Source organism: Rhizobium sp. SRDI943 (assembly GCF_057653695.1).
The window spans coordinates 213539-228793 of record NZ_CM172787.1; the positions used below are offsets into that span (position 1 = coordinate 213539).

The following is a 15255-nucleotide window of genomic DNA, read 5'->3' on the forward strand; positions in this document are numbered from 1 at the left end:
TTTCTTGCGATTTTTTAATAGGTCAGCATTGCTTACCTATCTCGCTTGATCGGAAGACCGAAAAACCCGATACTGCACCGCATCGGCAGAGAGCCCGGCAATATTACGCCGAGGCGCTCGTGCTCCTTTCATGATCCAAAATTCCGTCGCGCCCGGGTTTTCCCAAGCGCGTTCTTGAACTCGTCTGCCGTGGAGACTGGCGACATGACACAGCTCATCAATGCCCTTGGCTTCTGGAATACGACTGCGACGCGCCACACGCCGATCGAAGACGTGCAGGGCATATTCTCCGGCAGCCTCGTTGCCGCTCTCGGCCTCTACGTGCTCGCCAGCGCCGGCCTTCTCACTGGCAGCACGGCCGGCGTCGCTTTCCTCCTGCATTATGCCTTCGGCGTCAATTTCGGGCTTGCCTTCTTCCTGCTCAACCTGCCGTTCTTCTATCTCTCCTGGAAGCGCCTCGGCATGGCCTTCACCATCAAGACCTTCATCGCCATCGGCCTGACCTCGGTGATTGCCGACGTGCAGTCGCGCTTCCTGTCCATTTCGAGCATCCATCCAGCCTGGGCGGCCCTTCTCGGCGGCCTGCTGCTCGGCTTCGGCCTGCTGGCGCTCTATCGCCACCGCGCCAGCCTCGGCGGTGTCGGCATTCTCGGTATCTACCTGCAGGAGCGGTTCGGCATCCGCGCCGGCCTCGTCCAGCTCGCCATCGATATGTGCGTGCTCGCCGCCGCCTTCTTCGTCACCACGCCGCCTGTCGTCTTTTATTCGGTTCTCGGCGCCGTCGTCCTCAACCTCTTCGTCGCCATCAATCACCGCGCTGATCGCTACATCGCGCTTTAGTTTTACGCCTGTCGTTGTAGCAAAACCGCCGCACACTTTTGCGCGACATGCTCTAACATTACCAATCGGTAAGCCATTCTAAATAAAACGTAACTTGCCTGTCATCGGTCTTGGCGCGAAACTCATCTCGCGCGGGATTTGATGAGGTGAGTTATGTCAGATTTGGAAAAACTTGTCAGACGCCGTATGCAGGAAGAATACGCCAAGGGCGCTTCCGCAGAAGAAATTGCGAAAGTCGTCCGAGACCTATTCAATAGCGTCGACCTCTCTGGCAATCGGTTTGACGCCGTTGCCGTACGGGCCACCAGGGATCACGAGTGACCCGATATTCGACCGACCCGAGATTTTCGGGTCGGTTGCAAGGATGATTTCCTCTCAGCAGATATCTCAGGCGGCCTTCGCTGCTGCATCAATCGGATGCTGCGAGCGGAAGCCGACGGCAAGCCGGTTCCAGATGTTGATCGCGCCGATCGCCACCGTGATCTTCATCATTTCTTCTTCGGAGAAATGCGCCTTCAGCGTCTCGTAGTCGGCATCGGGCGCCCCTGTTTTGGCGATATTGGTCACTGAATCCACCCAGCCGAGCAGCGCCCGTTCGCGGGCGTCATAGACAGGCGATTCCCGCCAGACGCACATCAGGTTGATCCATTGTTCGGAGAGTCCATCATGGCGGGCTTCTTTCACATGCATGTCGACGCAATAGGCACAGCAGTTGATCTGCGAGGCGCGCAGCTTGATCAGGTGGATGAAGCGGCGCTCCAGCCCGGAGGACTGGACATATTGCTCGAGCGCGGCGACTGCCTTGTAGGCATCGGGAGCGGCTTTGGCGAAATTGAAACGTGGTTGCATGCTCTTTCTCCTTTGTTATGGCTCAACGAGCCGTCTTGCGTTCATGGATTTCAAGGAAGGCGCAGCCCCTAGCTGCGATCGATCCGTCGTCGACGGCGGCAAGTTCGATGCCGATATCGGCCAGGCTCGTCTTGGCGAGTTCGGCGCGATAGACCCGTTCGGCTTTCAGCATCACCGCGTTGATGGTGCAGGGATTGGCGAACAAGCGATCGGAGACCGGGTTCGGTCCGCGCTGGCGGATTTCGGCGCAGCGGAACGCCGGCGCAGACCCCTCGACCGCGAGCACGATGTCGAGCAGCGAAATCTCCTTCGGCGCTTTTGCCAGCCGATATCCGCCCTTCGGCCCCGGTACGGTATCGAGGATGCCGGCGCTCGACAGCGCCTGCAGATGCTTCAGCAGATAGCTCGTCGAGACGCCATGGAATTCCGCCAGCGCGGCCGCCGAAAGCACGCCGCCTTCGGAGAGGCCGGAAAGCATCGCAACGCTGTGAATGGCCTGCTCGACCCCATCGCCCATCTTCATGCACATGGCCTCCTCAATTCGTGGATAAAAAATATCCATGATTATGTCAGCTGTCAAGAGGTGTCCTCTCTGCTGCCACTTGCCTTTATCCTGACCGCGGATAGAAGACGGAAACGCAGACAGGGGAACACCATGGCATCCAACGCTTTTGCAGGCCTTCTGAATTCCAGCGCCGACCGTCATTCGCTCTTCGACGACGCCCAGGGCATCGTTGCCGGCAGCATGCTCGCCGTGCTCGGCGTAACGCTTCTCTCCAGCGCCGGGCTGCTTGCCGGCGGCACGGCGGGCCTTGCCTTCCTCGCCCATTATGCGACGGGCTTCAGCTTCGGCCTCTGCTTCTTTGTCGTGAACTTGCCCTTCTATTATCTCGCCTTCCGCCGCTTGGGCCTCGCCTTCACCATCAAGACCTTCGCGGCCATCGCGCTGACCTCGGTCCTGTCGGAATTCATCTCGGGCTTTGTCAGCATGGCGCATGTCGATCCCATCGCCGGCGCGCTCTTCGGCGGCCTCGTCATCGGCGCCGGCATGCTGGCGCTCTTCCGCCACCGCGCCAGCCTCGGCGGCATCGGCATTCTCGCCCTCTATATCCAGGATCGCTTCGGCTGGCGCGCCGGCTTCGTCCAGCTCGGCTTCGACGGTATCATCCTGGCGCTCTCCTTCTTCGTCGCTAGCCCCTTCATCATCGCCTGCTCGGTGCTTGGCGCGATCGTTCTCAACCTGACGATTGCCATCAACCACCGCAAGGACCGCTATATCGCCATGTGAATTGCTAAAGCGCGTCGCGATCTTTCAGATTCGCTCCTCGCGCTTTAGCTCTTTATTTTTACGCATGTCGTTATCGCAAAACCGCTGCACACTTTTGCGCGACATGCTTTGGCCGCTCTTCTCTTTCCCCGGCGTTTCACTACTTTCAGGGCGTGGACCAGATCGATTCCGAAGCCCGTACCCTGCTTCCTGCCGCCTTTACCCGCTGGTTTGCGGAAAAGGGCTGGCGCCCGCGCGCCCATCAGCTGGAACTGCTCGCCCGCGCCGAGGCCGGCGAAAGCACGCTGCTGATTGCCCCGACCGGCGCCGGCAAGACGCTCGCCGGTTTCCTGCCCTCGCTCACCGATCTCACCCGCCGCGGCCGGATCCCGCCCGGCTCCGCCTTCACCGGTATCCATACGCTCTATGTCTCGCCGCTAAAGGCGCTTGCCATCGATATCGAGCGCAATCTGATGAAGCCGGTCGAGGAGATGGGCCTGCCTGTCACCGTCGAAAACCGCACCGGCGACACGCCGAACGCCAAGCGCCAGCGCCAGAAGCTCAACCCGCCGGATATTCTGCTGACGACGCCCGAACAGGTCGCCCTGCTTCTGGCAAACCGGGAGGCCGAGCGCTTCTTCAAGGACCTGAAATATATCGTCCTCGACGAGCTGCATTCGCTGGTCACCTCCAAGCGCGGCCATATGCTTTCGCTCGGCCTTGCCCGCCTGCGCCGCCTTGCCCCCGGCCTCAAGACCATCGGCCTGTCGGCCACCGTCGCCGAACCCATGGATCTGCAGAAATGGCTGGTCGGCCAGGAAGAGGGGAGCGAACATCATGCCGGCCTCGTTGTCGTCGAAGGCGGCGCCAAACCCGATATCTCGATCCTGTCGACCGAAGAACGCATTCCCTGGGCCGGCCATTCCGCCCGATATGCCATTCCCGATGTCTACAACAAGCTCGTCGAACATCGCACGACGCTGCTTTTCGTCAACACCCGCAGCCAGGCCGAAATGCTTTTCCAGGCGCTCTGGACGATCAATGACGACAACCTGCCGATCGCGCTCCATCACGGTTCGCTCGATGTCGCCCAGCGCCGCAAGGTCGAGGCGGCGATGGCCGAAAACCGGCTGCGCGCCGTCGTCGCCACCTCCACCCTCGATCTCGGCATCGACTGGGGCGATGTCGATCTCGTCATCCATGTCGGCGCGCCGAAGGGCGCCTCGCGTCTTGCCCAGCGCATCGGCCGCGCCAATCACCGCATGGACGAGCCCTCGAAGGCGATCCTCGTGCCGGCCAACCGTTTCGAGGTCATGGAGTGTCAGGCAGCCCTCGACGCCAATTATATCGGCGCACAGGACACCCCGCCGGTCGGGCGCGGCGCGCTCGACGTGCTTGCCCAGCATGTGCTCGGCATGGCCTGCGCCGAACCTTTCGAAATGCTGGAACTCTACGATGAAATCATCAGCGCCTCGCCCTATGCCGATCTGAGCTGGGAAACCTTCGAGCGCATCGTCGATTTCGTCGCGACCGGCGGTTATGCGCTCCGCACCTATGAGCGTTACGCCCGTATCCGCAAGACTGCGGAGGGCCGCTGGCGCGTCTCCAATCCGGCGGTCGCCCAGCAATATCGCCTCAACCTCGGCACCATCGTCGAAAGCCCGATGCTGAATATCCGCATGGTCAAGCGCGGCGAGGGCGGCAGGATCGGCCGCGGCGGCGCTACCTTGGGCAAGGTCGAGGAATATTTCCTCGAGCAATTGTCGCCGGGCGATACTTTCGTCTTCTCCGGCAAGGTGCTGCGTTTCGAGGGCATCCGCGAAAACGAGTGCTTGGCGTCGCAGGCCTTTTCGCTCGATCCGAAGATCCCCTCCTATAATGGCGGCAAGTTTCCGCTGTCGACCTATCTCGCCGAGCAGGTGCGGGCGATGATCGCCGATCCCGATCGCTGGCGCCGCCTGCCGGATCAGGTGCGCGACTGGCTGTCGCTGCAGAACGACAAGTCGATGCTGCCGAAGCGCGACGAGTTCCTGATCGAAACCTTCCCGCGCGGCAGCCGCGGCTATATGGTCGCCTATCCCTTCGAAGGCCGTCTCGCCCACCAGACGCTCGGCATGCTGCTCACCCGCCGGCTGGAGCGGATAGGCGCCAAGCCCCTCGGTTTCGTCGCCACCGATTATTCCCTTGCCGTCTGGGGCCTCGAGGATATGGGCCTGATGATCCGCAATGGCCGGCTCAACCTCTCCGACCTCTTCGACGAGGACATGCTCGGCGACGATCTCGAAGCCTGGCTGGACGAATCCTTCCTGTTGAAGCGCACCTTCCGCAATTGCGCCGTGATTGCAGGCTTGATCGAGCGCCGCCATCCGGGCAAGGAAAAGAGCGGCCGCCAGATCACCGTCTCGGCCGATCTGATCTACGACGTGTTGCGCAGCCACGAACCGGATCACATCCTCCTGCAGGCGACGCGGCAGGATGCGGCGACGGGACTTTTGGATATTGGCCGTCTTGGCGATATGCTGAGACGAATCAGGGGCCACATCACCCACCGCGCCCTCGACCATATTTCCCCGCTCGCCGTGCCGGTGATGCTGGAAATCGGACGCGAGGCGGTGCCGGGCGAGGCCCATGATACACTGCTCGCCGAAGCGGCGGACGATCTGATCGCCGAAGCGCTCGCTTGACGAGAATTGGGCCTGACTGACGTATTTGGGAATAAGAGAAGTGATGAACCGCCTGGCGCTCGCGCGCGACATTTCAGGACTGGCCGCGATACCAGGCATCGAGACATCGGTCCATGGCATTGCCGCCGTCTGCGATCCGCTCGGCGCCCTCTATCTGCCCGATGCCGGCCTGCTCGTCGTCTCCGACCTGCATCTGGAAAAGGGCGCAGCCTTCGCCCGCCGCGGCATGATGCTGCCGCCTTACGATACGCTGGCAACGCTGACCGTCCTTGCCGCCGTCATCTCGCGTTATGATCCGAAGCTCGTCATCTCGCTCGGCGACAATTTCCACGACCGCATCGGTTCCAAGCACCTGCCGGAGAATTTTCGCGTTCTGATCGTCGAGATGGCGCGCGGCCGCGAATGGATCTGGATCAATGGCAACCATGATCCGGATGGCATCGTCGACCTGCCGGGCACATCTGCCGACGAGATGTATTATGCCGGCCTGACCTTTCGGCACGAGCCGAAGAACGGCTTGCAAAGCGGCGAGATCGCCGGCCACCTGCACCCGTCGGCGACGGTCCGCCGCCGCGAGAAATCCGTCCGCCGCCCGTGCTTTGCCACCGACGGCGCCCGCCTGCTGATGCCGGCCTTCGGCCTCATGAGCGGCGGTCTGGATCTCGGCCATCAGGCGATGAAGGGCCTGTTCGACAAGGCTTTGCTGGTGGCGCATCTGCTGGGGCGGGATCGGATTTATTCGGTCAGATATGGGAACTTGAGGGGGTAGTGCCCTCCATATTTGGACGGCACCACCTAAGCTCAATCGCACTCCTGCAGCTGCCGCTGATACGTCCCTGCCATCCGCGCAAACTTCTGCGCCGTCTGCTGCAACTGCCCGTTCGAGCGCCAGTCGCCGCGTTTGTATCCCGTCGGCCCGGAATAATAGGCGAGATAGAGATTATAGGCATCGTTCAGCGGAATGCCAGTCTCCACGCTGTTCTGATAGTGATACCAGCCAATGAAATCGATCGCGTCGGCGAAGTTCGCCCGCCGCGCGGTCCAGTTGCCGGTCTGCGACTGATAGTGATCCCAAGTCCCGTCGAGCGCCTGAGAATAACCGTAGGCGGTCGAAGGCCGGGTCCAGGGAATGAAGCCGAACAGCTTGGTGCGCGGTGGCCGCGCATAGGGCTGGAAGCCGGATTCGGTATACATCGTCGCCATCAGGATCGGCACGGGCACGCCGTATTTCTTCTCCGTCCGCTCGGCGGCACTCTGCCAGCTGGAGAAAAGCCCGTCGCGCTCGTCGAAGACGGCACAGATGTTCCTCGTCTGCTTCGGCGCCGTCGCGCAGCCGGCAAGCAGCGCGAGACCCACGGCCGTCAGAACGATACGAGTACGCATGACAAAACCTCTCGTTTCCGAGAGATTACTAACTCGTAAATGTTAAAAACCGGTTTTTAGTCGAATGCGAACTTCCGCGGCTGCCTCCTTGTGTGGCCAGGGATGGATACCCTGGCCTGACCACCGGGCCGGCATCGCATCAAAATCCCTACGCCTTGACGGGCTCGTAGCGCAGGATCACCGCGCCGCCCTCCGTTGTCGAGGATTCGATGAGCTTCAGCGGCAGCTGGCCCTCTGCCTGTTTGAAAAGCGGATTGCCGCCGCCGAGGATCACCGGCACCAGGCAAACCCTGACTTCGTCGATAAGCCCCGCTTTCAGCAGGCTATCGGCAAGCTCGGCGCTGCCGAAGATCAAGATCGTCTTGCCATCCTCCTGCTTCAGCCTGGTCAATTCGGGGATCGGATCGCTGACGACGCGGGCATTGTTCCAGCCGGGCTCGCTCATCGTCCGCGACACGGCGATCTTGGCGATGCCGTTCATATAGGTTTTGATCTCACCTTCGCCCTCGGCGGTCGGCCAGTAGGAGGCCATGCCCTCATAGGTCTTGCGGCCGAAGACCAGCAGATCGCTTTCCCTACCGAACTGTTCGGCATAGCGCTGCAATTCAGGCCCCCAGGTGAGATTGTGGAAGTCGATATCCCACGGCTTCGTGCCTTCGAAATAACCATCGAGCGTCATCAGGTTCCAGACGATAAGCTTTCTCATTTCCATCCTCCTTCTGAATCGCCGTCCGTTAAAACTGGTTGCGTTTAACAACTGGTTGAAATTTAAGTCGACTGATAGCGGAATGCAAGCGGTTTTTTTGAAGCAGAACATTCGGGCAAGCAGCTGCTGCCGCAGGCCTTCGCGCTCAGCGTCTTTCCGAGCCTAGTTTCGGGAAGAAATCCTGAGCGCCTTGGCTGTGGATCAGTCCTTGCGGAAGATCAGGCTGGCACCCCAGCCGGTGATCACGGCGAGCAGCACTGCCGCAAAGCCGTAGAGGATCGGCTGATCATGCGCCGCATCGGTGATCGTCTGCTCGATGCCGGTCTTGATGACCCGCAGCGGCAGCGATTTCTCGGTCACGAAAAGGCCGCTCTTGAACAGATAGGCGCGCACGCTGTGCACCCCGTTCGGAATGTTTGCCGGCAGGCGCAGGCTGGCCTTGAAGAGGTTGGAGGAAACGAACCGTACGCCGCTCGGGTTGCGGTCATAGAGCCCGCCGCCCTGCTGCAGCCGCCGGAAGGCCTCGCGGAACTCGCCGAGATTGCTGCCGTCGCCGACGAAGCCGACCGGCGTCAGCGGAATGTGGTCGATGCCGATCCCCTGATCGGTCAGGTCAAGCGGCGTCACGATGTCGTCGATCATGCGCGAACTCGACATCGAATAGGAGTGCGGCACCGCTTCGAAGGTCATCGAGCGGGTGTTCACCCAGATGCCGAAGACGCGTTCCTTCTTGCGCACCGTCGCATCCTCGCGCGGGCCTTCCAGCACTACGACCACGTCATATTGGCCGACAGCGAGCAGCAGTTGGTCGGTGTTCGAGAGCGCTCCGAAGATGGTCAGATCCGCGCCGTGGAAATCCGAGGTGATGGCGATTTCGCTGGTCGACGTGCCGATCTCCAGCCCTTCACGCACCGCTTCCGTTGCCTGCCCCGGCAGCCACTGCGCTCCGGCAGAGGCCGGCAGCAGGCAAAGCAACGCGATGAAAGCGGCAGCCAGGCGCATCAATTGCCCGCTCCCATCACCACCGAATAGACGTCGGCCGGCGTCACCACCAGGGCGATCGCAAGACGCACGCCGACGGCAAGCACCAGCAGGCCGAGCAGGGCGCGCAGCTGCTCGCCGCGCAGCTTCTGGCCGACCCGCACGCCGTATTGCGCCCCAATGACACCCGCCACCATCAGGATGAAGGCAAGCACGATGTCGACGGAAAAGTTCGTCGCTGCCTGTACGATCGTCGTATAGGCGGTCACGAAAATGATCTGGAACAGCGAGGTGCCGACGACGACGTTGGTCGGGATACGCAGCAGGTAGATCATCGCCGGCACCATGATGAAGCCGCCGCCGACACCCATGATCGAGGTGAGGATGCCGATTGCAAAGCCGAGTGCGACGATCGGAATGACGCTGAGATAGATCTTCGATTTCTTGAAGCGCACCTTCAGCGGCAGCTTGTGCACCCAGTGCTGGTGGCCGGGCTTGCGCGGTGCGGGCGGCTCGTTGCGCGCTGCCCGCCGCATGGCATTGATGCTTTCGAGCAGCATCAGTCCGCCGACGGTGCCGAGGAAGACGACATACATCAGCGAGATGATCAGATCGAGCTGGCCGATGGCGCGCAGCAGCGAGAAGATCCAGATGCCGACCGTCGCACCGGTAAGACCGCCGACCAGCAGCACCGTGCCGAGCTTGACGTCGAGCGAGCCGCGCCGGAAATGCGTGATCGCGCCCGATATCGACGACGCCACAACCTGGTTGGCGCCGGTCGCGACCGCGACGACGGGCGGGATGTTGTAGAAGATCAACAGCGGGGTGATGAGAAAGCCGCCGCCGACGCCGAACATTCCAGACAGGAATCCGACGGCCGCCCCCATGCCGAGAATGATGAAAATGTTCACCGACAATTCTGCGATGGGCAGATAGATTGTCACAGCCGACCCCGAATGATGACCGCTCCTGCCGGGCGGTTTCTTGTCACGTCCCCGTTCGAATGCGCACCATACTGTGAAATCGTTGCCAGAGGCTTTCGATCGGCCCCATGATTAGCCATAGAGATTGGCGGAGAGATCGGTGGCAGAGGATTCGCCGAATGCGCGGATCGATATGTCCGGCATAATCCGGCTTTTTTCAGGTTTTGTGACAGGCGACGTCAAAATTGGAAAAAGCCTTGCGGCATAGTGCCGCCAGGCGTTTTTCATTGCCCGGAAGAAAGGGTCGAGACGATCCCGCGTCGATGCGACGCGCTTCAGATCGCTTTGCCGGCCTGCTTGTTGCGTTCGAGCAGCGCCTTCACGGTCGCATCGGTCACCTTGCCGTCCGGCTCCTGGCCGACCGACTTCTGGAAGTTCTTGATCGCGGTCACGGTCTTCGCGCCCATTTCGCCGTCCGGCACGCCGGCGTCGAAGCCGTTATTGTTGAGGATCGCCTGGATGTTGCGGACCGCCTTCTTCATGTCGACGCTCGCCGTCTTCGCGCCGGTGCCTGCCCATTCGTCGGGAATGTCGATGGCGTTCGTGCGGTGGTCGACCGGCTCCGGTTTCCAGAGATCGACCTTGGCGCGCGCCCGTTCGAGCTGGTCGGGTTTCATGGCTTTGGCCACTTCGTCGCGCTTCTGCGCCGCATCCTTGTCGCCGCCCTTGGCGGCGATCGCAAACCACTTGTAGGACTCTTCGAGATCCGCCGGGACTCCGTTGCCGCGGGCGCAGAGGATGGCCAGGTTGAACTGGCTGTCGGTGATGCCGAGGTTCGCTGCCTTGGTGAACCACGCGGCGGCCGTCGCATAATCCTGCTGGCCAAGCGCGCCGGAGGCGTAGAGCACGGCGAGATTGTGCATGGCGCTGGCATTGCCCTGGTTGGCCGCCTGTTCGTAGAAGCCCTTCGCCTTGGTGATGTCGCGTTCGACGCCGTTGCCCTTCTCGTACATGCTGCCGAGCCGGTATTGCGCGGGCGCAAAGCCCTTATCCGCCGCAAGCTGGTACCAGCTCGCCGCCTGCTTCTGATCGACCGTCATGCCGTTGCGGCCGTCCGAATAACGCGCGCCGATCTCGAACAGCGCCAGCGTATCGCCGCTGCTCGCCGCATCGGCAAGCGATTTCGGCTGGACGGTGTCGGGAATGGTGATGGCCGGTGCGGGTGCCGCCGCAGCCGGGGCGTTCGGAACGAAGCCCGATGTCTCCTGTGCCGCGCCCGACGGACCGGGAGGGGCAAGGGTCGCAGCCCCTTCGCCGTCAAGCGGCGCCACGTCGGTCAGATGCTCGCCGGCGTCAGGTGGGGTTGCTTCCGGCTGCGCCTGTTCGGCGGCGGGCGGTACAGCTTCCGCTGCCGGAGCGGTCGTTCCGAGAGCGGCGGCATCCGGCTGGGCAGGTGTCGCTTCAGGCAAGGGCGGCGCCGGGTTTTCCGCAGCACCCGTCAGCGCCGAGACTTCGGCTGGCGGCTGCGGCGCGCGCTCGCCGCTCGTCAGCGTTCGGGCGAGCGGAAAGGCCATGATGGCGAGCAGCACGGCGCCGACGGCCAGCAGGATCGGCCGCCGGTAGCGCGAAAAGGCGCTGGTCTTGCCCGTCTTGTCGGAAGTCTTGCCGGCCTTGTCGGCGTTCGCGCCCTTTTTCTCGGCCTTAACGGCTGCCTGCTTCGGATTGGCATCCACCTCCATCGCAGCCGCCTGTGCCGCACGGCGCGCAGCAGCGATGTAATCGGCGCGATCGGTTTCGCCGGCAGGCTTGCCGCGTGCCGCACTCTGGCTGGCGCGAACCCGTTCAAGGATCTTCTTCACGTCAGGCGCGCCCGAGCCCGGCTCGAGCAGTTCGTTTGCCGCATCCGTCGGCACCACGTCGGTGGGATCGATCGACGGCGCGGGGTCGATCATCGGACGCTCGGTCGCCCTGCTCTCGGCTTTCTTGCCGGGCAGCAGCCGCTTGCCGAGGCTGGCGAGCAGGCTGGCCTTCGCCGGGGCCTGTGCCCGTGCGGCTGTCGCAACTTCCGTCGTCCTGGTCGCGGCTTCGATGGCGATCGCGCTCGTTCCGCTCATGGCGGTGGCTTGCGCCGGGGCGGCAGGTTCGGCGGCGACCTCGGCCGTGCGAATAACAGGAGAAGCCTTCGCTGTCTGGGCAGTGGCCGGCGTCCTGTTCAGCTCGGCTTCGGCCACCATCAGGGCATAGGGATCGACATCGAAATCGACGTCGGCGACCGGCATCTGGGCGAGCGGCCGGCCGCGATCTTCCATGCCGTCGAGCCGATCGGCGATATGCACCAGCGTCTCGTGCAGCGCCTGGAAAGTCTTGTGCGTGCGTTCCTCGCTGTCGCGGCTGAGATCCTCGAGGTGGCGCAGATCCTCGGCCAGCGCCGTCAGCGCCGACATGTCGGCGGCCGGCATGACACCCTGCGGGCCGCCATGACGCGAATAGGCTTCGACCACGGCCTCTGCCGCCTGGCGTGCGGCCTCGATGATATATTCGTCGCTCGTCGCCATATAGTCTTCGATCGCGCCCATGCGCTGGTCGAATTCGGGGGGTATTACAGCGCTCTCGCGCGGCGCGCTCATCAGCGCCGACAGATTGGCGATCTGGTCTTCGAGGTTCTTCAGCGCCCGCGGATCGGTCGGCGCTGCCGATGTGCTTTCCTCCAGGCGGGCGGCAATGTCGCTCAGCCGTCCTTCGAGACGCAGGAAGGCGCTGTCGTCGGCTACAGCAGCAGGCGCCGGCGCCTGCTGCTGATGGGCCATCTCGTCGATACGCCGGGCAAGATGGTCGAGCCGCTGCGCCAGCACGTCGTTGACGGCGCCGTTCTCAAGCGCGTCGATCTTGCGGGAAATGTCGGAAAGCGTGCCGGTGAGGTCGGCCTGCGGCGCCGTCTCCTGCGTGCGCTCCAGCAGATAGGAGAGATGTTCCAGCCGTTCGTCCAGCCGCGACGTCGCTTCCGCCTTCGTCATCTCCTCGACGCGTCCCGTCAGCGCCTCCAGCCGCATCGCCAGCTCGTCGGCCGGGTTCACGCGGCTGGCCGCATCATGGCTCATCAGGTCGATCTGATCGGCCAGCGCCTCCAGCCGATTTTCCAGCCGCTGCATAAGGCCCGGATCATTCGTGGTGGCCGTGCGCCCGCTTGCAGCGATTGCCCGGCTGATCTCGTCGAGCCGCATATCCATGGCGGCGAACTGTTCGGACATCACCCGGTCGTGCGGCTGGATCATATTGCCGAAATGCTCCATCGCCGTGGCGATCGAGATCAGCTTGTCTTCCAGCGCCCGAACGGCCGGGCTCTCGCCCATGCCGCCGATATGGCGCTTGATGTCGTCGAGCCGATAGGCGAGCGAAACGAGCTCTTCCTGCAGCCCCTCGGTATCGAGCGCCGCAAGCCGGTTTTCGAAACCGTCCCAGCGGTTTTCCATATGGCGCAGCGAATCCTCGCGCGCCAGCCCGTCCATCAGCGAGCGCAGCTCTTCGAAATCCTCGCGAAGGCCGGTGGCCTCCGGTGCGACGGAGCGGCCGGTCAGTTGGGTGATGCTCTGGGCAAGGCGGCCCATATCGGCGCGCATGTCGTCGGCGAAACGGCCGTCTCCGGCATTTGTTTTGATTTCGCGCAGCTCGGCGCGCAACGCGTTCATCTCGCGGGTGACGCCCTCGGAAATGTCGCGCTTCAGGTCCTGCCGCAGGTTGACGAGCGCCTGGGCGATCTCCGTCATCGTGTCGTTGCCGGCGCGCAAGGCCGGCGCCGGCACTGGGGCAGCGGCGCGAGGCGCAGGTTCACGAAGCTGCGGGGCCTGTTCGCGTGCATAAGGCCGCTCGCGGCTAGCTTCAAGCGCGCGCTGGCGTTGACGGATTTCGGCGAGCGGATCCGGCCGCGGCTCGGGCGGGGCCTTTGCGGGCCGGGGAGCATGGGAAGCGGCATAAGGATCGCGCTCGGCCGCTGCCGTGCGCGGCCGCTGTTCGCGCCCGCTGCCCATCAGCCCTTCGATGCGCGCCTCCAGCCCTTCGATCGTGCGGTTCAGCGCATCGAGCGAGGTCCTGTCGGACTGTCGGGAAGGATTTGATCGCGATCCGTTCATCTTCTTGCTCGCTTCGACTGCTCGACCCCTCGTCAGAGCTCGATCTTTGGCTTTTCGTCTGCTGCCCGCTTTACGCGGACCTGAGCGCACCATTCATAAGACGATAGTCAATTAGACTTTCCTCAAGCTGAACGATGTAGCGGCATCCTAAGGGAACGCGAGACTGGGAAAAGGAATGCGGATCGCTACTGCTCAATCCGCACCTTTCACGAAACGTGGTAAACAAGCCGTTAATGTCGATGGGAATTTTTTAACGTTTGTGTTCAAAACGCCGTTTTTGGCGGCAATTGCCCCCGGACGCGTCACATCGAATGGCGACGCTGCGCTCAGGCGGGCCTGGGATATTGCAGCTCGATTTTCACGCCTTCGGGGCCATAGACGAAGACCTGGCCGAGATCGGTGTCGGGAATATCGTAATATTCGTAGCGATAGCCGGTCGCCTTGATGCGTTCCAGCGCCGGCTCGAATTCGTAAAGGCTGAAGGCGACGTGGTTGAAGATGCCGGGCGGAAAATCGGTGCTGCGTGATGTCAGGCTGAGATGAATGACCGGGCACTCGTCGAGATAGAGCCAATGGCCGGGCGAGGCGAAGGGTGGCCGATAGCCTTCCCTGACGCCGAGCAAGGTTTCCAGAAAACCGATCATGACGGGGGCATCACGGGTTTCGATGGTGACGTGGTCCAGGCGCGGCATTGGTGTCCTCCCAGCCAGCATTGACGGCAAAGTCTAGCCTGTTTGAAGCCGCCGCGAAAGTTGCTGTATCCGTCTATAGCAAGAGCTCAGAAGCTCTCCGTCCAGGGCCGGACTTCCACCTCCAGCGACCATGCGCTGCGGTGCTGGCGAAGCACGTCGATATAGGTCTGGGCGATGGCCTCCGGCAGCAGCGTGCCATCCGGCTTCTCCACCCGGTCCGGCCGGATCTGCGAGCGCACCGCGCCGTCGATGACGAAATGCGCGACATGGATGCCCATCGGCCCGAGTTCGCGGGCTGCACTCTGGGCAAGGCCGCGCAACGCGAACTTGCCCATCGCGAAGGGGGCTGATTGCGCAAAGCCCTTCACGCTTGCCGACGCGCCGGTGATCAGAATGGCGCCGCGGCCGCGCGGGATCATCCGCCGCGCTGCCTGCTGCACCACCAGGAAACCGCCGAAAGCGGAGGTCGCAATCGCCTTCTCGACATCGGCGGGATCGAGTTCTGCGAGCGGGCCGCGCTGACGAGCGCTGGCATTGAAGATCACCACGTCAGGCCCGCCGATTGCGGCGGCAGCCTCTTCGAAGAGTGCTGCGACGCTCGCAGGTTGCGAGACATCTGTTGTAAAGGCGCTGGCGCCGGTCTCTTCGATGAGCCCTTGCAGTTTCTCGATATTGCGGGCGGCGAGCCCGACCTTGACGCCCTGCGCCGACAATTGCCGGGCAAGCGATGCGCTGATGCCGGAGCCCGCGCCGACGATCAGCGCACTCTCATAGGGAAAGTCGGTCATGATGTCTTCCTCGAT

At 62.7% G+C, this 15255-nt stretch carries 13 protein-coding genes; 4 read left to right on the plus strand and 9 right to left on the minus strand.

Going from position 1 to position 15255, the window contains the following annotated elements; genetic code table 11:
- The first annotated feature begins 204 nt into the window (after positions 1–204).
- Positions 205–840, plus strand: coding sequence for a YitT family protein (locus AC245Y_RS01090; protein WP_012755954.1), 636 nt, complete (start codon positions 205–207; stop codon positions 838–840).
- A gap of 387 nt (positions 841–1227) precedes the next feature.
- Here the strand turns inward: AC245Y_RS01090 and AC245Y_RS01095 are convergent, their stop codons facing one another.
- Positions 1228–1689: a carboxymuconolactone decarboxylase family protein gene (locus AC245Y_RS01095; protein ID WP_487762860.1), complete on the minus strand. Its 462-nt coding sequence runs from the start codon at positions 1687–1689 to the stop codon at positions 1228–1230.
- 22 nt (positions 1690–1711) lie between these two features.
- Positions 1712–2212: an RrF2 family transcriptional regulator gene (locus tag AC245Y_RS01100; RefSeq protein ID WP_020486909.1), complete on the minus strand. Its 501-nt coding sequence runs from the start codon at positions 2210–2212 to the stop codon at positions 1712–1714.
- 132 nt (positions 2213–2344) lie between these two features.
- Here AC245Y_RS01100 and AC245Y_RS01105 point away from each other — a divergent pair, with 132 nt between their 5' ends.
- The 3 genes from AC245Y_RS01105 (at position 2345) to pdeM (ending at position 6409) form a co-directional block, all read left to right on the plus strand.
- Positions 2345–2977, plus strand: coding sequence for a YitT family protein (locus AC245Y_RS01105; RefSeq protein WP_017992860.1), 633 nt, complete (start codon positions 2345–2347; stop codon positions 2975–2977).
- 152 nt (positions 2978–3129) lie between these two features.
- Positions 3130–5640: a ligase-associated DNA damage response DEXH box helicase gene (locus AC245Y_RS01110; RefSeq protein ID WP_017992861.1), complete on the plus strand. Its 2511-nt coding sequence runs from the start codon at positions 3130–3132 to the stop codon at positions 5638–5640.
- Positions 5641–5683: 43 nt separating this feature from the next.
- A complete protein-coding gene (pdeM, locus tag AC245Y_RS01115; protein WP_032996226.1) occupies positions 5684–6409 on the plus strand; it encodes a ligase-associated DNA damage response endonuclease PdeM in 726 nt (241 codons plus the stop codon).
- Between the two features lie 32 nt (positions 6410–6441).
- Here the strand turns inward: pdeM and AC245Y_RS01120 are convergent, their stop codons facing one another.
- The 7 genes from AC245Y_RS01120 to AC245Y_RS01150 all read right to left on the minus strand — a co-directional run bounded on the left by AC245Y_RS01120 (position 6442) and on the right by AC245Y_RS01150 (position 15240).
- Positions 6442–7023, minus strand: a complete 582-nt coding sequence (locus AC245Y_RS01120) for a transglycosylase SLT domain-containing protein (protein WP_003545252.1) — start codon at positions 7021–7023, stop codon at positions 6442–6444.
- Positions 7024–7171: 148 nt separating this feature from the next.
- Entirely contained in the window at positions 7172–7729 is a 558-nt protein-coding gene (locus AC245Y_RS01125; RefSeq protein ID WP_017992863.1) for a dihydrofolate reductase family protein, read from the minus strand.
- Positions 7730–7930: 201 nt separating this feature from the next.
- Positions 7931–8731, minus strand: coding sequence for a TIGR02186 family protein (locus AC245Y_RS01130; RefSeq protein WP_012755962.1), 801 nt, complete (start codon positions 8729–8731; stop codon positions 7931–7933).
- Positions 8731–9654: a sulfite exporter TauE/SafE family protein gene (locus AC245Y_RS01135; RefSeq protein ID WP_003556284.1), complete on the minus strand. Its 924-nt coding sequence runs from the start codon at positions 9652–9654 to the stop codon at positions 8731–8733. The genes AC245Y_RS01130 and AC245Y_RS01135 overlap by 1 nt, the downstream gene beginning before the upstream one ends.
- Before the next feature lie 314 nt (positions 9655–9968).
- The gene (locus AC245Y_RS01140) at positions 9969–13760 is read right to left on the minus strand and encodes a peptidoglycan-binding protein (protein WP_017992866.1); all 3792 of its coding nucleotides are present in this window, start codon (positions 13758–13760) and stop codon (positions 9969–9971) included.
- A gap of 326 nt (positions 13761–14086) precedes the next feature.
- Entirely contained in the window at positions 14087–14452 is a 366-nt protein-coding gene (locus AC245Y_RS01145) for a VOC family protein (RefSeq protein ID WP_012755964.1), read from the minus strand.
- Positions 14453–14538: 86 nt separating this feature from the next.
- On the minus strand, positions 14539–15240 hold the full coding sequence (locus AC245Y_RS01150; protein ID WP_012755965.1) for an SDR family NAD(P)-dependent oxidoreductase: 702 nt from the start codon (positions 15238–15240) through the stop codon (positions 14539–14541).
- Between the last annotated feature and the right edge of the window lie 15 nt (positions 15241–15255).